Origin of the sequence: Shewanella baltica (genome assembly GCF_900456975.1) — a bacterium.
Taxonomy (GTDB): Bacteria; Pseudomonadota; Gammaproteobacteria; order Enterobacterales; family Shewanellaceae; genus Shewanella; species Shewanella baltica.
The window spans coordinates 1,824,459-1,844,735 of record NZ_UGYM01000002.1 but is presented as its reverse complement, the minus strand read 5'-3'; the positions used below and the strand labels follow the sequence as shown (position 1 = coordinate 1,844,735).

The following is a 20,277-nucleotide window of genomic DNA, read 5'->3' as shown; positions in this document are numbered from 1 at the left end:
ACTAAAACACTCAAGTATTGAGTGCGCACATAACCAATACCCTTTCATCTTGGTGGGGTATTTAACCTTTTTCCGGCTTAAGATTCAATGCTAGAGCGCCAATTAATCGACATCTAGCACGATATAAACCCAGGATAAAAGTGATCAGTACACTATGGCGCGGTCAAACTAAGGTTTGACCGCTGTATTAGCCTTTATAACAAGATCCGCTAAAGTAGAACCGTTGAAACTAGACTTTTAAGTCACTCAGACCATTACGTTAAAGTTAAATACTCGGATCAAACTCATCGATAGCATTTTGTCGCTTATCGGCGGCGGCTTTCTCTGCATCATTAAACTCGCCCATATCCAGCTCTGGGAGTTTTTCGGTGCAGACATTACCACCCAGCCCTTGGATGGCTTGACACAACTCTTGAACTTTCGAGTCCATCAGATGCATATGATCCAGCATCTGCCCTATCGCATTGGCAACAGGATCGGGATTATCCGGTGATACTGCGTATGCATCAAAACCGTATTTTTTCGCCATCGCGCTACGGCGTTCAGTTTTCTCTTTCGATTGCGGTGACGGTGATGCCACCACGCGCCCAGGAATGCCCACTACTGTGGTATCTTTTGGCACATCTTTTACCACAACCGAGTTTGAACCCACACGCGCACCGTCGTGCATGGTAATAGGACCGAGGATTTTTGCCCCCGCGCCCACCACCACGTTATTGGCTAACGTCGGGTGACGTTTACCCGCCTGCCATGTGGTTCCGCCAAGCGTTACACCGTGATAAAGCGTGCAATCATCACCAATCTCAGCCGTTTCACCAATCACCACCCCCATACCATGGTCGATAAAAAATCGATGGCCTATGGTCGCACCTGGATGGATTTCTACACCCGTCAACCAACGGGAAAAAGTCGATAAACAACGTGCCGTTAAGCGCCAATCGCGCTTCCATAGCTTATGGCTTATCCGATGCAACCAAATGGCATGCATGCCCGGATAGTTAACCAAGATCTCAAACGCGCTGCGCGCCGCAGGATCACGGTGATATATAGATTCAATGTCTTCTTTTAGCCTAGCTATCACGCCCATTGTTTATCCCTTTACGGTCATTCTGTACGGTAATTATTGATGATTAGGATTTGGCTATTTGTCTTTAGAACCCGTCACTTTCTCAATAGAGGTCAAAATACCCCTGAGGATATTCATCTCCTGACTCTCAATCCGTGCGCGGCTAAACAAGCGGCGCAGTTTCATCATCACTTGTCCGGGATGATTCTTAATGATAAATCCGGTTGATAGCAGTGTCGTCTCAAGGTGTGCAAAGAAACGTTCCTGATCGGCGGCCAAGGGATACTCAGTCAGCTCTTCTTCGGCCACTTCTTTTTGTGCGAGGTGGGCAACACGGGTTTCATAACAAATGATTTGTACGGCTTGCGCAAGATTGAGCGAGCTGTATTCAGGATTTGCAGGAATCGCCACATGATAAGTGCACTGTTGCAACTCTTCATTGCTCAACCCGTGGTTCTCACGGCCAAACACGATTGCCACGGGGCCTTTAAGTGCCTCTGTCGCTAATCTCACTCCTGCTTCTCTTGGCTCTAACATCGGCCAATCTAAGGTGCGACTGCGCGCGCTGGTTGCAATCACGAGACTGCAATCGGCAATCGCTTCAGCGAGTGAATCCACTTTCACAAGATGTTTCAGAATATCCGATGCACCCGCGGCTAATGCAATGGAATGCCCATCGGGTTCAACACGCGGTTCTGCAAGGTACAGATTTGACAGACCCATAGTCTTCATCGCTCTGGCAGTGGAACCAATATTGCCGGGGTGCGAAGTCCCCACTAAAACCACTCGAATATTACTTAGCATGAAACAACTTAATTTAATTCATAAAACGTTGGGGACGAATATTATCACAGCCATTGCCGAATGCTTATATGAAAATCGGTATTTGATATAACTATCAAATCGGGTATAATGCCGCCCGCTATTTTAACGTTCTTTAACATCCAGGGGATTGCAATGCATCCGATGCTGACGATTGCTGTACGCGCTGCCCGCGCGGCCGGCCAAAATATTATGCGCGCCTATACCGAACTTGACCGTATTGAAGTCAGTTCAAAAGGTATCAACGATTTTGTTACCAGTGTAGACAAGGAAGCAGAAGCGACAATTACTTACCAAATTCGTAAATCTTACCCTGATCACACTATCGTGGGTGAAGAGAAAGGCGAAAACCGCGGTGAGAATAACGACTACGTTTGGATAGTTGACCCTCTGGATGGCACTAACAACTTTGTTAGAGGCATTCCCCACTTCGCGATTTCTATCGCTCTGCAACATAAAGGTAAAACTGAAGTTGCGGTTGTTTACGATCCTGTCCGTGAAGAACTCTTTACCGCCGTCCGTGGTAAAGGCGCAAAACTCAATGATTTCCGTCTGCGTGTTACCAACGTGAATGAATTAGCGCCTACCATGATTGGTACTGGCTTCCCATTCAAGGCGCGTCAACACACTGAAACTTACATGGCTATTTTCGGCGAAGTCTTCGGCCAATGTGCTGACTTACGTCGTGCAGGTTCTGCCGCATTAGATTTAGCCTATGTTGCCGCGGGTCGTTTAGACGGTTTCTTCGAAATCGGCTTAAAGCCATGGGATATCGCTGCAGGCGATCTTATCTGCCGCGAAGCGGGCGGTACGGTTACCGATTTCACTGGCAACCATAACTATTTGATTTCTGGTAACATCGTTGCAGGTTCACCTAAAGTGACCACAGAACTAGTTAAAATCATGCGTCCATTATTGAACGAAGCATTAAAGCGTTAATTGTAGGCGTTAATCTCGAAGTGTTATTCTCGAAGCGTTAGTCTCGATTAACACTTAGCTTTCCAAAACGCATAGATACAAAACGCATAGATACAAAACGTTAGACATAAAAAAGGCCAGTGGCTGTCTCTTCTAAGAGCGCTCACTGGCCTTTTTGTTTATGTGGCTTTCATTCTAAAGCCTTCAGTACTCGAGTCATCAAGTCCTCACATCCTCAGTCGCCACAATCTAATAATAAAGAAATAGTATAGTCATTGAGACATAGTGATTGAGAATAAAAGGAGTTTCCTGCAAGCGTCAGCACTGATTTCAGCACCAATCGGCTAACAGGACGAACAACCACTAATTGAGTTATCTCCCCGCTAAGGCTTGCGCTGGCGCAATCTGACTGGCTTTCCAAGCAGGATAGAGTGTGGCGACTAAGCTCATCACAAACGCCATCACAATCACCAACACCGCATCTGAGCCATGTAACTCAGACGGTAAAAAATCGACAAAGTACACATCGGCTGACAGCAGTTGAATACCGAGTAACTGCTCCATCGTACTGGCAATCGCACTTAAATTCAGTGCCACACTCACGCCGATAATCCCGCCAAGACCACAGCCAAGCAGACCATTCAAGGCGCCCTGCACCATGAAAATCCCCATCACAGCAAGGCGGCTCAGGCCCATAGTCATCAAAATCGCAATCTCAGAGGCTTTATCCCGCACTGCCATCACTAAGGTGGAAACGATATTAAAGCAAGCGACACCAATCACCAGCACAAGCACTAAGTACATGACTGTGCGAACCAACTGAATGTCTTGATATAAATGCCCTTGGGTACGGGTCCAGTCACTGATATACACCGACTGCTTTTGCGCATAACCAAGCTCGCGCACTTTGACGGGCGCATCAAACACTTTATCGACGCTAATACGCACGCCAGTCACGCCGCTCTTCATGTTCAAAATCTGCGCCGCGTACTGCATAGGAATATAAGCCGTAGTCAGCTCAAGCTCGCCGCCAAGATTATAGGCGCCAGACACCACAAAACGATGGCTCTTCGCCGCGCGTAAACTGCCCGCCGCTTCTGGATCCAGATCCTGCACATATAAGGCCAGCGTATCGCCAACCTCAAGCCCCAACTTGGTCAACAAACTCTGCCCAAGGACGATGTTATTCTCATCTTGGCCTAGACTCTGCCAGCTGGCATCGCTCATAAATTGCGCCAGTGTCGAGACCTTGATTTCTTCTTTTGGATCGATCCCCACCACGGCTAAACCTTGAAAACCGCCGGGCTTTTGCACTAAACCTTGCATGCGGATAAAAGGCGCCGCGCCGCGAATACCTTCAATTAACAGCGCTCCCTCGGCAACACTCTGCCAGTTCGCGATAGGCTCACTCACGCCAACTATGTCCGCCTGCGGCACGACGCCAAGCAATCTATGTTCTAACTCGCGCTCAAAACCGTTCATCGCCGACAGAACGATGATCAATACCGCCACGCCTAAGGCGATGCCCGCAGTCGATGCGAAGGAAATAAAGCTAATAAAGCTGTTGGATTGGCGGGCGCGATAAAAACGCCAACCAATGGATAAGGCTAACGGTCCTTTCATACTTGGGTTTCCGCCGCTAATTGCAGGAAGCCGTTCTTCATCATCAGTTGACGATCCATACGGGCGGCCAATTTATGATCATGGGTCACCACCACAAACGCCGTACCCAGTTGTTCGGCGAGTTCGCGGATCAACTCATAAACCGCATCGCCACTGTTGGCATCTAAGTTACCCGTAGGTTCATCGGCCAGCACTAATTTAGGTTTATTAATCAAGGCCCTTGCGATAGCCACACGTTGACGTTCGCCGCCAGATAGCTCGGCAGGAATGTGCGTCATGCGATGCCCTAACCCGACCCGCTCCAACAAGGCTTTAGCATCGGCGAGCGCCAGCTTACGATCTTTACCTTGAATAAACGCTGGCATAGCGACGTTTTCTAGCGCGGTAAATTCTGGCAATAAATGATGGAATTGATAGATAAAACCTAAGTCTTGGTTACGGATCTGCGCTTGGCGTGCACTGGACACTTGATATAAATCTTCGCCTAACAGCAAGACTTTACCTGCGGTTGGTTCATCCAACGTGCCCATGATGTGCAGCAAGGTACTTTTACCTGAGCCTGAACTGCCGACAATCGCCAACTGCTCGCCCTTAAACACTTGCAGATCAACATTAGACAACACTTGCGTGGTCACGGCGCCATCATGGTAACTCTTACTGACACTCTGCACTTGCAGTAACACGTCTTGCATTGAAGTTCTCTCTTAAACAGGCTTTGGCATCGATTTATGTCATCAAATCAATGCATTTAATTATTCGTATATTGAAATCGTTATTCCATCGTCGCTCAGTCGCAACGACAGGTTTATTCGCATACCGTTACTCATATCTGAGCGCAGTCGCGGGTTGCACATTGGCGGCGCGCAGTGCGGGATATAAGGTCGCCAGCAGGGTCACCAGTAGCGTACCAATCACGATCACAGACAACTGCATCAACTCCAATTTCACCGGCAAGCTCTGCCCCACACCTAAAATAGAAATCCCTAAGGTGGTCATAATGCCATTCAGATTCAAGGTGATGAGTATCCCAACCGCCAGCCCCAGCACTAAACCGAGCACTGCATTAAGCGACCCTTGCACCACAAAAATGCCCATCACGGCGGGTGTGGTCACGCCTTGGGTTTTGAGTACCGCCACATCTGTGGTTTTATCGACCACCATCATGACCAGCGCCGAGACGATATTGAATGCGGCCACGGCCACAATCAGACTCAACATCAGCGACATCATGTTCTTTTCCATTTTGACCGCGCCAAACAAGTGGCCATAGGTATCACGCCAATCGCTGGTTGTCGCCTTAACACCTTGTTTAGCTAATATATCCTGAACTTTAGGCGCTAAAGCGGGTGCGCTAAAGGGATCGGCTAAATAGAGTCTGAGCTGATCAATAGCCTCACTGGGTTGACGCATCAGCCGTTTCGCATCTTGATAATGGATATACGCCACGCCCGCATCGACCTGAGAGCCCATTTCAAAAATGCCTGAGACCAAAAACTTACGTTGGCTCGGCACTGGGCCTAAGGGCGAATACACCACACCATCGCCACTCAATAATCGCACCGTATCACCGGGGGCGACTTTAAGTTGCCTTGCCAGCTCAGAGCCCAAAATCACCTTGTAGTCGCCGCTCGTCAGCTGCTCAAATGCACCTGAGTAAGTGTGCTGGGCAACCGAAGATAACTTTTCCGCTAACTCGGGGAACACGCCATAAACCTGCACAGCACGAATACTCGCCGCCGATTGCACCATGGCCTGCGTCGACACGCTCGGCGTCACGCCTAATACGCCAGGTAAGGCTTTAAGCGCACTCGCTTGCTTAGTCCAATCGACTAAAGGCGCTTCACTATAAAGGGTTAATTGCGGTACTGCGCCTAAGATACGTTGCTTGAGTTGGCCTTCGAGACCATTCATCACAGAGCTCACGACAATGAGCGCGGCAACGCCTAAAAAAATGCCCGAAACGGCAAATAGAGTAATGAACGACGCGAACGCGTTCGCTTTTCTGGCCCGCCAATAACGGTAACCAATATAGAAAGGAAATCCTGGATTCATTGAAAGAGGGTTGCGTCCTGTGTGCTGAACTTGCTAAATCATGAAGATGGGCACGATAATAGGGGTATTGGTCCTATAAATAAAGAGGCAAGCCTTGTTCACTGACACCAATCCGTATTTTAGTGTGCCTCACCCTTTTACCGCCTACTTAAGTCTGTGGCCGAGTTCCGAGCCATTACCCTCTGAAATGGCATTAAGATCAATGCAATCATTGGGTATTCAGCTACTCAGCGAAGTGAAAACGCTCGAAGCCAATTGCTTGCTGCAACTGCGCCATTTAGACAACGACGCTAAGGTGGTGGTGGACTTTTTAAAGCTGCAATCCCGCAAAGTGGATTTAGTGCTGCAGCATGTATTAGAGAAAGAAACCCAAGAAGGCGAAAAATGCATTGGCAATCAGTTTGGTGGCAGCGGCCTAAGACTACTCACACCCACAGCCTTGGACATCGGATCACACTATAAAATCACCCTGTTTATTCACGACGAGCTAGTCGCTATTCTCTGTTTTGGCAAAGTAACCGCCTCTACCGCGCAAAAAACGCTATCTACCGAGAGCAGCGCCAATAGCGATACTAATAGCGGTGACACACAAAGCCACGAATTCAATACTCAGGCGGAACTTCAGTCGCCTGCCCCGCAGTGGCAAACCGACTTTGAATTCAGTCAAATTCTCGAAGCTGACGTGGAGCAATTAGTCAAAGCCAGCCTCAATGTGCAGCAGAAACAACTCAAGTTACGTAAACTCGCCAGAGACGAGCGTCAATAGCCGCTGACTTTTCACTGGCACCTGCGCCATCAAGTCTCTACAATGTCTGCAACTCTTTGTGAATGAATCAGTTTATCGCACGCCAATGACTCACATATCAGCCCTAACGCCGCCAGCCGTCAAAAATGGCAATCAAATTCAGACTCTGTCCACTGTGGGCGGCGTTTGCCAAGCCGTTACACTCGCCAGTTTAGCGCGTCAACACAAGGGGACGACCTTAGTTGTCACCAGTGATACGCCGAGCGCCTTAAGCTTAGAGCTAGAGCTGAGTTATTTGCTCAGTAAAACAGGCATTAAGGTCAGATTATTCCCTGACCGCGAAACCTTGCCCTACGACAGTTTTTCGCCCCATCAGGATTTGATCTCCCAGCGACTCGAAACCCTGTCGCAGTTGTCTCAAATTGAGCAAAACATCGTTATCGTGCCGGTCACGACCTTAATGATGCGCCTGCCACCTAAGGCCTATTTGAGCGCCAACGTGTTTGTGCTGAAAAAAGGCGATAGCTACAAGTTACACGATGTACGCCAGCATTTAACCGACACTGGCTACCATTCAGTTGAGCAAGTGTATGAACACGGCGAGTTTGCCATTCGCGGCTCGATTCTGGATATCTTCCCCACTGGGATGAATATGCCGCTGCGCATCGAGCTATTCGATGAAGAAGTGGAGACCATCCGCCATTTTGATCCCGAAACCCAACGTTCATTGCAACCTGTTGACTCGATTCGCTTATTGCCCGCGAAGGAATTTCCGACCGACAGCTCTGCCATCGAAGGCTTTAGACAAAGATACCGTCGCCGTTTTGAGGTCATAGTTAAAGAGCCGGAATCAGTTTATCAGCTGGTGAGCCGCAGCTTGATGCCGGCGGGGATTGAAAACTACCTGCCGCTGTTTTTTGATGACACAGCGACCCTATTCGATTACTTGCCCAAGGACACTCAGTTAGTCACTTTAGGGGATATCGAAAAGTCGGCGCGCGCGCATTTGCAAGAAGTCGAACATCGCTATCAAGACAGACGAGTCGATCCACTGCGGCCGCTACTGGCGCCTAAAGAGCTGTATTTACTCATTGAAGAGTTATTTGCCGCCTTTAAACCGCTGCCACGTTATCAAATGCACGTGCCGACAGATGGCACTGAAACGACAAAAGCTGTGGTGATTGCTGCCAGCCCCCTGCCCGATATCAGCGCCAACCATAAATTAAAGCAACCACTGTTAGCGCTGCAAGATTACGCCAGCAGCGCCAAACGCATGTTGTTTAGCGCTGAGTCCGAGGGTCGCCGCGAAGCGCTGCTTGAATTGCTCGCTAAAATTCAGCTTAAACCTGTGCTATTTAACCATTTTGATGAATTTATTCAAAGTGATGCCAAGTTAGGCCTTATCGTGTCGCCGCTGTCACGCGGTTGTTTGCTGCAGATCAGCGCCAAAGATGGCATCAGTATCATTTGTGAAACTGAGCTCTTCGGCCATCGAATTTCCCAGCAACGTCGCCGTGAAAAACAGCGTCAGATCAGTAACGATGCCCTGATTAAAAACTTGGCCGAACTCAAAGTCGGTCAGCCCATTGTGCATTTAGAACACGGTGTTGCCCTCTATAAAGGCTTAGTCACCCTAGATACGGGTGGACTGGTCGCCGAATACCTGCAATTGGAATACGCCGGCGGCGATAAACTGTATGTGCCAGTGTCTTCATTGCACCTTATCAGCCGCTACAGTGTTGGCGCCGACGAAGACGCCCACTTAAATAAACTCGGCAATGAGACGTGGGCTAAAGCCAAGAAAAAAGCCATTGAAAAAATCCGCGATGTTGCGGCCGAGCTGCTTGATGTCTATGCCCGTCGCCAATCTCGTCCCGGCGAAAGCTGCGAGATTGACGAAGATGAATACGCCCAATTCGCTCGCGGTTTCCCCTTCGAGGAAACCGTCGATCAAGAAAGCGCCATCATCGCCGTGTTAGCCGATATGCAATCGCCAACAGCAATGGACAGATTAGTCTGTGGCGATGTGGGCTTTGGTAAAACCGAAGTCGCCATGCGCGCCGCCTTTGTGGCCGTCAACGCCGGTAAACAAGTGGTCGTGCTGGTCCCGACCACATTGCTTGCCCAGCAACACTATGAAAACTTTAAAGACAGATTTGCCGACTGGCCTGTGGTCACCGAAGTGATGTCACGCTTTCGCACCGCCAAAGAGCAGACTCAAGTGCTGCAGCAATTGGAAGAAGGCAAAGTCGATATCGTTATCGGTACTCACAAGTTATTGCAATCTGAGGCCAAGTTTGAAAACTTAGGCCTGCTGATCATCGACGAAGAACACAGATTCGGTGTGCGTCAGAAAGAGAAAATCAAGGCACTGCGTGCGAACGTGGATATCCTAACTCTGACGGCAACGCCTATTCCACGGACCTTAAATATGGCCATGTCGGGCATGCGCGATTTATCGATTATCGCCACCCCGCCCGCCAAACGTTTAGCGGTAAAAACCTTTGTGCGGGAATCCGATCCTGCAACCGTGCGCGAGGCCATTTTGCGGGAAATTCTCCGTGGCGGCCAAGTGTATTACCTGCACAATAATGTTGAAAGTATTGAGAAATGTGCCCAAGGTATTATCGATTTACTGCCAGAAGCGCGGGTAGTCGTCGCCCACGGTCAAATGCGTGAGCGCGACCTTGAGCGGGTGATGTCTGACTTTTATCACCAAAGATTCAACGTGTTAGTCTGTACCACTATTATCGAAACTGGTATCGACGTTCCGAGTGCCAACACCATTATTATCGAGCGCGCCGATACCTTTGGTCTGGCGCAGTTACACCAATTACGCGGCCGCGTCGGACGCTCGCACCATCAGGCTTATGCCTATTTGATGACGCCGCATCCTAAACGTATGACTCCCGATGCGCGTAAGCGTTTAGAAGCCATTGATGCCCTTGAAGATCTCGGTGCAGGCTTTATGCTCGCGACCCAAGATTTGGAGATCCGCGGTGCAGGTGAACTCTTAGGTGATGAGCAGAGCGGCCATATTTCGAAAATTGGTTTTAGCTTATACATGGAAATGCTCGAAGCGGCAGTCAAAGCCTTAAAACAAGGCAAAGAGCCATCGCTGGCGCAAATGCTGAATCAACAATGTGAAATTGAACTGCGTATCCCTGCCCTACTGCCTGAGGCCTATGTGAGCGACGTGAATATTCGTCTATCGCTCTATAAACGCATCGCAGGTTGCGAAACCGAAGCGGCGCTGGATGAGTTAAAAGTCGAATTAATCGACCGTTTTGGCCTATTGCCCGAACCGACGCGCAACTTAATGGAAATGACCCTCTATAAACATGAGGCGACTCGCTTAGGGGCGACTAAAATAGAAGTGCACAGTAAAGGTGGCAGCATCGAATTTAGTCATGATCACGTCATCGATCCTATGTTTATTATTGGATTACTCCAAAGCCAGCCACAAATCTATCGAATGGAAGGACCGAATAAGTTAAAGTTCAGCCTTGCGGCCGAAACCAGCAAAGACAGGCTCGCTTTAGTGAAACTCTTGCTCGAACAATTATCGCAACATCGTCTTGGAGATAATAAATAGTGTTACGTAAACTCGCGGTCTCTATCGCTACCCTCATTGCACTATCGTACAGTCAGGTGGTCCAAGCTGAAGCTTGGTTCGAAGTTGAAGTCTATGTATTTGAACGCCAAAGTCAGTCAACTGAGCAATGGCCAGATACGCCGATCAAGACGAAAACCGATAAAGCGATAGACTTGATCTCTCCAGCGGTTGCACAAGTCATCACCCCAATGGCGAGTGAGTCGGCGCCTTGTACGCTAGTATTTGATGCCGATGCCAATAGCCACTGCGCTGAAAGCTTAAACGGTGAGCCAACGTCTGAGCCTGTAGCCGCCGCGCCGACCAGTGTCGAATATCGCTATCCGCCAGTGATCCCATCAGAAATCAGCAGCGCAACGACCAGCTATGCCAGCGCCAATGGTGGCCCAGTGTTATTAGCACGCAGCCAAAGCCAGTTCGCGAGCATTATCAATAGCATCTCCCGTGAACGCGGCACGCGCAGTTTACTGCACATGGCGTGGCAACAACCGATGCGCGGCAAAAGTGGTTCTGTGCCTATTCGTTTATTTGCGGGTAAAGATTTCTCGGATACCTATCATTTTGATGGCAGAAAAATTGTTACGCCAACTCAAACAGAACCTATGATCAATGCCGATGGCACGCCTATGCTTGCACCTGTGGTCTCACCGGTTTGGGAATTAGATGGCACGTTAAATATCTACTTGAGCCACTATTTGTATATTGAAACTGCACTGAATATGCGCAAAGAAGGCAGAAAGCTATTACCAGCAATGCCAAGCGATGCCGCCGATACCAGCGCAACACTCACGGCACCTAAAGTCATGACTCCGTTTTTAATGTCAGTGCCATTGGAGCAAAACCGCCGGGTGAAGAGTGAGGAAATCCATTATTTAGATCACCCCGAAATGGGCATGGTGATCCAAATTCGTAAGATGGCACAACCTAGTGCACAGCAAAAAAGTCAGAATGCCGAATCCATACAAACGGTTGGGCAATACTGAGTCAGCAAGTAAATTGCAAAAGACTTGAGTCGTACTCTAAAATGAATGACTTAGACTGTACTGCTGTTTGAGACTGCACGTTTAGCTTAAGACTGTGCAGCTGTTTAAGACTGTACTTTTAACTTAAGACTGTACTATGGAGAAGTCGAGGTAGATATCATCGGCTTCGTCTTCTCCCACAGTGACAGTTAATCCCTCGGTACAAGGCACGCCCACTTCGCACCAAGCAATCAAGTTATTCACCGCAATATCACTGCCTTGGGCTAATACTTCGACACTACCATCACGGCAATTGGTGACATAGCCTGTCACGCCCAAGGCTCTGGCCTTAGTCAAGGTCGCATGCCGACAACCCACACCTTGTACTTTACCCGTTAAACTTATCAATACACGCTTCATCTCATGCCCCTTTTGCATTGCACACAAGCCTGTTATTGGATTAAGCATAGCCGCAATTATCCAAAGGCTAAGTGTTAACCTATGGATCTATAGAGCAAAAAACAAACGATATTTTATTTTAGGCAAAAAAAACAGCTAACAAGACTGCAGTTAGCTGTGTCGGGCGACATACGCAAAGGGATATCCAATAAATGGACAAATACAACAGCAACTCTGTAGCATTTTGTTACAAAATAGCAAGACTGACTACTTTACACAATAAATAATTATTTTCAAGAGTTTGAAAAGTAAAACTATCCCTCCCCAGCGAATATAATGCTTTTAGCTGAAAATCGGCTCCTACCTCTGCCTGCATTGTTCATTTAACAAAACACCCCTGTGAAAATCGCAGAAACATGAGGGCGCATTGACGTTCAACGCTGAGATTGTGCTTGTTCTGGCCAGCTCGCAATTGCAAAACGAGGGTTTGGGAAGTAATGGGGTTAGAAGTGAGGGTTGTAGAATTGAAGTGTCGCTATGCCACGCTAATAACGGGTACTGTGTATGGCGAAGCGTTACAGCAAGACAAGCAAAAATATGCCAGCTACACATTCAAAAGACAAAAGTAAAAAACCGGCATAGTCTGCCGGTTTCTGTTTTATTGCGCGATAAGTTGATTACGCGATAACCAGCTAGTCGCTGATCATCTGACCATTTTGATAGCGATACTCGGATGAGGGTTCGCCATTAAAGTAATACACCGACCTGCCGTGCAGTTGATTATCAAGATACTCATCACTTTGTAGCAGGCTGCCATCTTCGTTAAAACTGTAACCTTTACCCTGCAATTGACCTTTATCATCATACTGCGTCTGCCCTAATAAATGGCCGTTGGCGGAAAAGGCTTGCCAGTGACCCACTTCGTGTCCTGCTTTATAGTGACCATGCCAGAGCTTAACCATGCTGTAGCTGCTTTCATCTTGCAGCAGCCATTGGCCTTCACGCTGACCGTTAACATACTGACCTTGGGCTTGCAGCTGTTTATCAAAACCACGCAGTAAATATGCGCCATGTAACTTAGCGTTTTTATAAAACTCTCGGCGCATTATCGTGCCATCGGCTGCAATTTCTGTTTGTTCGCCACTCAACTCACCTTGTTGGTTAAACTGCTCATTGCGCGTCGTGTCACGGGTTTGCGTGACCCACTTGCCGACCTTTAAACCTAAGTGGTATTGGCCGCTGACAAAACTGCCGTCCTCTACATTATCTTCCCGATAGGCACCGTGCATTTGACCTTTGCTATAGCTCGCACGTTGGACAGCGCCATTCCAGCCAATCCCGATATACAAGCCATCGTATTGCCCCTTGAGTTGTTCATCGCGTTCAATCAATTCACCTGCAGAGTCGAAGCGCTGACGTAAACTCCAGTTTTTCGCAGTATCACGCTGATATTGATGGGTTAACTTTCCAGTGGCATCGAAGCGCTGTTCAGTGCTAATCCGGCCTTTTGCAAGATATTGAGTATCGGTTTGAGTGGCGACATTGCCAGCATTATCATAGGTAATATACTGTATTTCACGGCCATCATTATCGTACTCTTGCTGCATGGCTAACAGCCCTGGCCCTTTAAAACGCTGCTGGTTTCCTACCTGCTTGCCATGCTGATAATGTTTGATCTCTTGCAGAATGTCTGCGGCCTGATAACTCAACACTTCTCCGTGCATTTTTCCATTCAGGTAAAACTCTTTGGTGTATAACCAGCCCTCTTTAGTCCAATACAGTCGCTCACCTTGGTATTTTCCCGCCACCATATTCACGCTTTGCTCTGGCTTACCATTGTCATAGAAGCTTTCATATCGCCCTTCCATACCGTTCGCACCATAGTTTGCGCGCGATGCCAGCAGGCCGTTGGCATGATAACTTTGCGATAAGCCTAATTCAGCCCCATTCACGCGATGCTCATGGCGCTGCAGTTGGCCATTTTGATAATAGCTTTTCTGCTCGCCGTTCAGCTGGCCATTCTGGTAGTGGTACTCTCCCGAGAGCGCTCCGTCTTCCCAATAATGCAGATGCGTGCCCTGATAATGTCCTTGCGCATCGCTGCTGCCCTTGCGAGACAATTGACCGTCGGGGTAGAAAAACTCGAAATCGCCAACGATAAAACTCTCGACTAAATTGGGATTGTTGACACTGCCCTTAAAAACCGGTTTATCCGTTTCTAAATAAAATAGCTGCACTGGCCACTCGCCATCTTGTTCTGTCGGCGCTTGCTCCAGATAATAAATGGCTTCGCCCGGCACATCGCTAAGCCGCCATTCTTGGTCGAGTAAAATTCGCTCAGCCGACAAATTAAACGACATAAGTAGCGCAGATAATAGTAATAAGACTCGCATTTTCTGCTCCTTAAGGTAACGCAGGGAATGTATTAACCCACTGTTTATTTACAGGTTCGCCGCTTATCGAAAGCTGTTCTATTTGTGCTGCGCGCCCCGCCAGCACAAACCAGCGTTGCTCACGTAATACTTGCTGCAACGGACGTTGATAAAAATCACTACTGTCACCTTGCATAGCAGGCGCAAGGGGTAAATTCTGCGCATTTAAAAAACGATAGCGCCGCATAACGTCGGCCACGGTTTGAGTGGTATCCAAATCTGGCAGCTGACTGACATCAATCAACCAGCTTTGCTCGGGGTGATATGCGAGTGCTTGCCATTGAGGCGTACCGGTACAGGCCAAGGTGCTGCTGACATTGATGTCGTAAAAATTGCGGCGGATCCCATCGGTGCTACTCAGTTGGTACAGCACAAACTTATCTAGCCCAGCACCAAAACCCGTGTTGTTGCTGGCGTTAGTGTTTGTCCATTGCAGTGTGTGCCCGTTTACCTTAGGGGCATCGACCACACTGAGGGTGCACACCGCTGCCTGCTCGGACGTTAACAGCATACTAACGCCGTATTTGGCGACGATTTGCGGCTCAAGTAAGGCAGGATCGAAAGGTGTGCTAGGTTGCGGCTGATTATCATAGGACGCATACATATCATCGCTATAAAGCAGTTGCTGCTGCGCCGGCGGATAAGCCATATTTTGCGCGTAATCTAGGGTCGGAATAAAACGAATATTCTTAGTCAGTTCGCCGCTGTCAGTCGCAGTATTCACATAGAGTGTCAGTGTCGACGGCGCGGCGGCAAAGGTAAACTGTGTAATCGTTTCATATTGCGCCGATGAAGTCAGCGCCAGCATATTTTGCTCTGCTGGGGTTAACCAATCCGGTCCAGTGGCTGGCGGTGGCAGATAGTGCACCATAGCGCCTTCGGCACCGTCATAGCGCCGGTACAACCAAGTTTTGTCAGCGCCGCCTCGCGATTTCAGTAAATAACTGAATGGTTGATCTGGGATTGGCGAGAGTTCCAGCTGTAAATCTTCATACTGCAAGCTCACAGTTTTACTGGGATCAGGTGTCAGGTTAAGTTTGACCAGTTTCGCACCATGATAATGGGCAGTCGCGCGAAACTCAGCAACCTGAGCTAAGAGGTCATTTGGTGCATTCCAGCCAATAAGCAGATTTTGCTGCACAGATTGATGGAAACCATCCTGTTCTGGATAACTGTAACTGCCCACCTTGCTTAGTTGCAGTGGCAGCACAGTGCCATCCACGCTGTGTGCCGTGATATCGGTTAAGCTAAATCCGCCTTCGGGTTTAAAACCTGAAAAGTCATGATGATAGGTTAGATTTAATAGATCATCTTGCTGGTAAAAGTAACCCGCATCATAGGCAAACACAGCATCAATGCCTAAGGTCTTATTGATGTCATCCAGTACAAAGTCAGGCTGTTTTTGATACTCAAAGGCAGGGAAATCATAATCAAAACCTAAACGCTGTGTTAAATCACCCAACTGGCGCTGCTGCGGCAACATAATAACGTTGCTGCGCACTGTGCCCTTATAGCCGTAGCGCTCAAACGGCGCTTCTGCCACTAAGGCTAACTGTGCTAACCAACCCCGCTCACGTTCTAACATCAGCTGACCGTATATTTTGGCTTGCTCACCATCACTTTCAACTTTGGCTAACACATGCGTATCAGTGACTTGCAATACAGTAAGTTTGGCATTGGCGTGGCCTTGATAGGTAGGAAGCGCGACGACCGCCCCTGCTTTGGCGGGTATGGTGCTAAGGAAGGCCGATGAGCTAAAGAGTTTTTTCAGTTCCTGCTCAAGCTCTGCGCCGCGTTCAGCCAGCAGCGCCTGCCATACCGGTTTGTTCAATGCACTGAATTCTTTAACGCTGCCATCGTCTAGATTTAACGTAAATTCAAATCCCTGCGAGAAAATAGCGTGCATTTCGGGATTACGATCGGCCCGCTGGCCACTACTGACGCCGCTCCCTTGACCATCGCGCATGTTCATATAATCGACATGCACTTGAAACCGACTGTTTTTGCCTGTTTCGAGGACCTTATAACGCAGCAATTGATGTGAGCTAGTATTAACCGTTTCGGTACGCCGACCGTTGTCTACAGTGATGTTGGTGGTGCTATACAGCTGATACGAGCGCTCTTCCCCTTTCTCAGGTGTGAACTCAACATCAGCATCCCCAAAAGAACAGGCCGATAATAAACAGCATGCAACTACGCTAACCAAGTACTTCATGGTTATTCCTTGTATCTCAAATAGTAAGCGCCGCATTATGCCCTTTCACGCCCAGTAAATAAAATGCTTTGCTGTTTATGCCTGTCCAGCGCAACACATGCGGTAGCAACCATCAGCGAATTAAGGCGTTTCTGATGTACTTGAGGACATTGTTCTTTGAGTAAATCGTGTAATATATCGATATCATGCATAATGTTGAATCTATGAGGTTTTTGCTAAATGGTTTAGATCAAAAACATCATGCGTGTCTACTTATTTGAATCTCATCGAGTTTATCTGGGATTCGCTAGTTACAGGCGTTAAATGCTTAGAGGGAAACGTAGGCAGTGAAGATTTCAAATAGTTCCAAAACAGATCGTCTTGGTGTTCAAAGTGTTGGTTACAAATTTGAGCGCATTGGTTATGTATTTAGAGAACAGACGGTCGCCGACTTTGGTATTGATGCACAAATAGAACTTGTCGATGAAAATAGTGCTACTGGTAGATTGATAGCTGTTCAGATTAAATCTGGTAAATCTTGGTTCAAAGAAAGCAACGACCGAGGCTATGTTTACCGAGGAGACATGTCGCATTTAGATTATTGGCTTCATCACTCACTTCCCGTATTAATTGTCTTATGTGATGTTGATGAAGATGAATGTTATTGGCAAGTTGTCACACCAAATACTGTCACTTATACCAAGACTGCATGGAAAATAGAAATACCCAAAAATCAAAAAATTAATGCGGGAATGCATGTGGACATGAAGAGGCTAGTTCGAAAAATGCCTGTCCACAAGAATTACACCATCTCATCAATTGAAGAAAATAGCCATAACGCAGCGAAGAGGTACTCGCTGAGGGTTGTGCTGAACAAAGAGCATACTCAGGCGGAACTAATCGATGTAGTAAAGAATTGCACCCTTGAAGCGATTAATTGTGAATATCATCGGAGCGAAATTACGCGAAACCGTTGGAGTGGAACAGCAGCACACGTAGTATGGCTTCTTGTGTATCCAACGTCGGAAGATGAAAAGAACAACAATTATATTTGCCGTTCTGAATGGTTCTCTGACAGTTTAGATGCGAATTTCCTTCCCATGTCTCACGGAGGGGAAGACATTGGTTTAAACATCAAGGTAGAGTGGGACGATAACTATCTCTCTAACTCCCGATTCAATGCCGAGAATAGCATCTGTAAAGAGAAGTTCGTTTTGGAGACGACTGGGATTAAGAATTTGGTTGAACCTCTTGTTTGCGAATTGAGTTCAAAGCTAAAAGATTATGATTCAGGTCGTTTGGAGTTTGGCGGGATTATTTCTGTCTTGCATTCTTACTTCCCTAAGATCAATAGGTTATATAATGCAGGTTTGGGAATTGGCCTATCTCCATATGAATGTAAAGAAGTTAGTACTAAGTTTCAGAGTCTTATTGCTCATGCTGATAATATCTGCTTACTCGCATACCATGGTGTCGAACGTAACGAAGAGATCAACGAATGGCAGGTAGTCTTTAACGCAAAGAGCCAACTCAGTTACTATATTGAAGCAACTGAAGGATTTGAGTTCGAACTGAAAAAGGTGCAATAGCACTTAATAGATGGCTCCCTACAACAGCACGGTGGGCACACTGCAAGAACTCACCGATTACTGCGAGCACTTAGAAAGCTACGACGGCACTTTGCATCAAGTTGTCAGCACTTTCACATCAACTGACAGCTACTTAATATCGCTCCGAAAACAATTATCGCCTAACATCTCCCAAGCACTATGGGATGACTTGTCACGTCTGAAATACACCATTTTTCAATGAATTAGCTCGCTTTTGACTCCTTTTCCCCTACAGCCAATGTTAATGACCCTCGTTAAGGCTACTTTAGCCACTGCTGCTTGAAGGCAAACCTAAAGCGCATTATGTTGTTTTAAATAGAGAGACAAATAGAGAGAAGACAAATAGAGAGGACAGCCATATCTTTTTGTGTTTTTTAGCTTCTTTGACTAGGCTTTACATTATCTTGCTTTTGTCGTTTTGGAGTGTCTTATGACCTCAGCCAGAAGACAGTTAATTGATGCTAATGCGACACCTTTCTATCATGTAATAAATCGCTGTGTTCGCAGGGCTTTTCTGTGCGGTGAAGATAAACTGTCAGGCCGCAGTTATGAGCATCGTCGCGGCTGGATTGTTGATAAAATCAAGGTATTTTCTGCATTGATATTTGCGCCTATGCGGTGATGAGTAATCACTATCATTTAGTGCTTAAAATTGATGTCGACAAGGCGAAATCGCTAACGCAAAAAGATATTATTAGTCGCTGGTGTCAAATCACTAAGGGCCATGTTGTCGCCACTAAGTATATGAATGGTGATGATTTAATCGACGGTGAAGTGATGTTACTTGATGCATTACTCGCCGAGTGGTATGAGCGACTGAGCAGTATCTCTTGGTTTATGCGCTGTTTAAATGAAGAAATTGCCCGTAAGGCCAATCGTGAAGATAAGTGTAAAGGCGCTTTTTGGGAAGGCCGTTTTAAGTCACAAGCGTTGTTAGATGAGCAAGCACTGCTGGCGTGCATGATGTATGTCGATTTAAATCCTATTCGAGCAGGGATTGCCGACTCCGTGCAATCCTCTGATTTTACATCGATTCAGGAGCGCGTGAATGCACTTAATCCTCATATCAACGCGCCCCAACGGGCCAAAAATACCGCAGATAACCTACAGCAAATACCACATAAAGCCCTCGCAAAATTTGATGGTTCAACACTTCTGAATCAGCAAACGGGTATTCCGTTTCATTTTGCCGATTATCTTGAGTTAATAGATTGGACGGGACGAGCTATGCGCCTTGATAAAAAAGGCTATATCGATAATCAACGGCCAAAACTACTCAATGAATTAGGCATTTCGCCCGATGCGTGGCTCACTTCAGCTAAAGAGTTTCGACGTCAATACAGTGGCATAAGTGGTCGATGGGATAGCATGTGCGAGTTTAAAAAGCAGCACAACAGCGGCAAATGGTGTAAAGGTAAAGCCTCAAGCCAAGCGTTACATCCTTAAGTTCATTATTGCCCACGATTCAGCGCTTGGAATTATTTTTGTTGTTCCGAAATGAAGATAATTCCGCGCAAAACATAGCACGTTTTTGTCCAATAAGAGTGGTGTTTAATAATCGTTAAGATTAGATCTAGTCTTTAAAACCTAGAGGTTACGCATGCGCTCGAAAGGCGAGCTATGGTGATTAGCGAGACGACCGTCCGCCCCATGGACGAGGCGGTCGAGCATCCACGGACGGACTTGCTGCGTGTCGACGAGTCAATGCCATGGCAAGCCTGTGCAAGTGGAGACCACCCAACACTAAATCACTAAATCACTAAATCACTAAATCACTAAAAAATAAAACTAAAACTAAAGTTGCAGCCCTTCGGCACTACTATCTAACACATTTCAGTCCA

At 47.3% G+C, this 20,277-nt stretch carries 13 protein-coding genes and 2 pseudogenes; 7 read left to right on the top strand and 8 right to left on the bottom strand.

What is annotated here, in order from left to right:
- Positions 1-265: 265 nt before the first annotated feature.
- Both cysE and trmJ read right to left on the bottom strand, forming a co-directional pair.
- Positions 266-1,087: a serine O-acetyltransferase gene (gene cysE, locus DYH48_RS08300; RefSeq protein ID WP_006081859.1), complete on the bottom strand. Its 822-nt coding sequence runs from the start codon at positions 1,085-1,087 to the stop codon at positions 266-268.
- A 54-nt stretch (positions 1,088-1,141) separates the two neighbouring features.
- The gene (gene trmJ, locus DYH48_RS08295; RefSeq protein ID WP_006081860.1) at positions 1,142-1,870 is read right to left on the bottom strand and encodes a tRNA (cytosine(32)/uridine(32)-2'-O)-methyltransferase TrmJ; all 729 of its coding nucleotides are present in this window, start codon (positions 1,868-1,870) and stop codon (positions 1,142-1,144) included.
- Positions 1,871-2,023: 153 nt separating this feature from the next.
- Here trmJ and suhB point away from each other — a divergent pair, with 153 nt between their 5' ends.
- Positions 2,024-2,827, top strand: coding sequence for an inositol-1-monophosphatase (gene suhB, locus DYH48_RS08290; RefSeq protein WP_006081861.1), 804 nt, complete (start codon positions 2,024-2,026; stop codon positions 2,825-2,827).
- 351 nt (positions 2,828-3,178) lie between these two features.
- Here suhB and lolE read toward each other — a convergent pair whose 3' ends face one another.
- From lolE to DYH48_RS08275, 3 genes are all read right to left on the bottom strand, one after another.
- On the bottom strand, positions 3,179-4,429 hold the full coding sequence (gene lolE, locus DYH48_RS08285; protein ID WP_006086840.1) for a lipoprotein-releasing ABC transporter permease subunit LolE: 1,251 nt from the start codon (positions 4,427-4,429) through the stop codon (positions 3,179-3,181).
- Complete coding sequence (lolD, locus tag DYH48_RS08280) at positions 4,426-5,121, bottom strand: lipoprotein-releasing ABC transporter ATP-binding protein LolD (protein ID WP_006081863.1); 696 nt, start codon at positions 5,119-5,121, stop codon at positions 4,426-4,428. Before lolD ends, lolE begins: the two co-directional genes overlap by 4 nt.
- 127 nt (positions 5,122-5,248) lie before the next feature.
- Positions 5,249-6,481, bottom strand: a complete 1,233-nt coding sequence (locus DYH48_RS08275; RefSeq protein WP_115334498.1) for a lipoprotein-releasing ABC transporter permease subunit — start codon at positions 6,479-6,481, stop codon at positions 5,249-5,251.
- Positions 6,482-6,575: 94 nt separating this feature from the next.
- Between DYH48_RS08275 and DYH48_RS08270 the strand changes: the two genes are divergently transcribed.
- The 3 genes from DYH48_RS08270 (at position 6,576) to DYH48_RS08260 (ending at position 11,822) form a co-directional block, all read left to right on the top strand.
- Positions 6,576-7,247 carry a hypothetical protein gene (locus DYH48_RS08270; RefSeq protein ID WP_115334497.1) on the top strand — a complete coding sequence of 224 codons (672 nt, stop codon included), beginning with the start codon at positions 6,576-6,578 and terminating at the stop codon, positions 7,245-7,247.
- Between the two features lie 85 nt (positions 7,248-7,332).
- Positions 7,333-10,821 (top strand): transcription-repair coupling factor, encoded by a 3,489-nt coding sequence (gene mfd / locus DYH48_RS08265; RefSeq protein ID WP_115334496.1) that lies wholly within the window; start codon positions 7,333-7,335, stop codon positions 10,819-10,821.
- Positions 10,821-11,822: a peptidoglycan binding protein CsiV gene (locus tag DYH48_RS08260; protein WP_115334495.1), complete on the top strand. Its 1,002-nt coding sequence runs from the start codon at positions 10,821-10,823 to the stop codon at positions 11,820-11,822. The genes mfd and DYH48_RS08260 overlap by 1 nt, the downstream gene beginning before the upstream one ends.
- 123 nt (positions 11,823-11,945) lie before the next feature.
- Here the strand turns inward: DYH48_RS08260 and DYH48_RS08255 are convergent, their stop codons facing one another.
- From DYH48_RS08255 to DYH48_RS08245, 3 genes are all read right to left on the bottom strand, one after another.
- Positions 11,946-12,221 carry an acylphosphatase gene (locus DYH48_RS08255; RefSeq protein WP_011846955.1) on the bottom strand — a complete coding sequence of 92 codons (276 nt, stop codon included), beginning with the start codon at positions 12,219-12,221 and terminating at the stop codon, positions 11,946-11,948.
- A gap of 671 nt (positions 12,222-12,892) precedes the next feature.
- Positions 12,893-14,593, bottom strand: a complete 1,701-nt coding sequence (locus DYH48_RS08250) for a toxin-antitoxin system YwqK family antitoxin (RefSeq protein WP_115334494.1) — start codon at positions 14,591-14,593, stop codon at positions 12,893-12,895.
- Positions 14,594-14,603: 10 nt separating this feature from the next.
- On the bottom strand, positions 14,604-16,847 hold the full coding sequence (locus tag DYH48_RS08245) for a hypothetical protein (RefSeq protein ID WP_115334493.1): 2,244 nt from the start codon (positions 16,845-16,847) through the stop codon (positions 14,604-14,606).
- A 326-nt stretch (positions 16,848-17,173) separates the two neighbouring features.
- Between DYH48_RS08245 and DYH48_RS08240 the strand changes: the two genes are divergently transcribed.
- From DYH48_RS08240 to DYH48_RS08230, 3 genes and pseudogenes are all read left to right on the top strand, one after another.
- Positions 17,174-18,415, top strand: a complete 1,242-nt coding sequence (locus DYH48_RS08240; protein ID WP_115334492.1) for a DUF4365 domain-containing protein — start codon at positions 17,174-17,176, stop codon at positions 18,413-18,415.
- A 19-nt stretch (positions 18,416-18,434) separates the two neighbouring features.
- Positions 18,435-18,541, top strand: a pseudogene (locus DYH48_RS23925) (transposase); the annotation flags it as partial.
- Positions 18,542-18,866: 325 nt separating this feature from the next.
- Positions 18,867-19,882: pseudogene (locus tag DYH48_RS08230) on the top strand (transposase).
- Positions 19,883-20,277 lie beyond the last annotated feature (395 nt).

What these genes read in the sequence shown, in the direction of transcription:
- lolD (WP_006081863.1), bottom strand. Translation starts at nt 5,121, where the DNA reads ATGCAAGACGTGTTACTGCAAGTGCAGAGTGTCAGTAAGAGTTACCAT.
- suhB (WP_006081861.1), top strand. Translation starts at nt 2,024, where the DNA reads ATGCATCCGATGCTGACGATTGCTGTACGCGCTGCCCGCGCGGCCGGC.
- DYH48_RS08245 (WP_115334493.1), bottom strand. Translation starts at nt 16,847, where the DNA reads ATGAAGTACTTGGTTAGCGTAGTTGCATGCTGTTTATTATCGGCCTGT.
- cysE (WP_006081859.1), bottom strand. Translation starts at nt 1,087, where the DNA reads ATGGGCGTGATAGCTAGGCTAAAAGAAGACATTGAATCTATATATCAC.
- lolE (WP_006086840.1), bottom strand. Translation starts at nt 4,429, where the DNA reads ATGAAAGGACCGTTAGCCTTATCCATTGGTTGGCGTTTTTATCGCGCC.
- mfd (WP_115334496.1), top strand. Translation starts at nt 7,333, where the DNA reads ATGACTCACATATCAGCCCTAACGCCGCCAGCCGTCAAAAATGGCAAT.
- DYH48_RS08275 (WP_115334498.1), bottom strand. Translation starts at nt 6,481, where the DNA reads ATGAATCCAGGATTTCCTTTCTATATTGGTTACCGTTATTGGCGGGCC.
- trmJ (WP_006081860.1), bottom strand. Translation starts at nt 1,870, where the DNA reads ATGCTAAGTAATATTCGAGTGGTTTTAGTGGGGACTTCGCACCCCGGC.
- DYH48_RS08250 (WP_115334494.1), bottom strand. Translation starts at nt 14,593, where the DNA reads ATGCGAGTCTTATTACTATTATCTGCGCTACTTATGTCGTTTAATTTG.
- DYH48_RS08255 (WP_011846955.1), bottom strand. Translation starts at nt 12,221, where the DNA reads ATGAAGCGTGTATTGATAAGTTTAACGGGTAAAGTACAAGGTGTGGGT.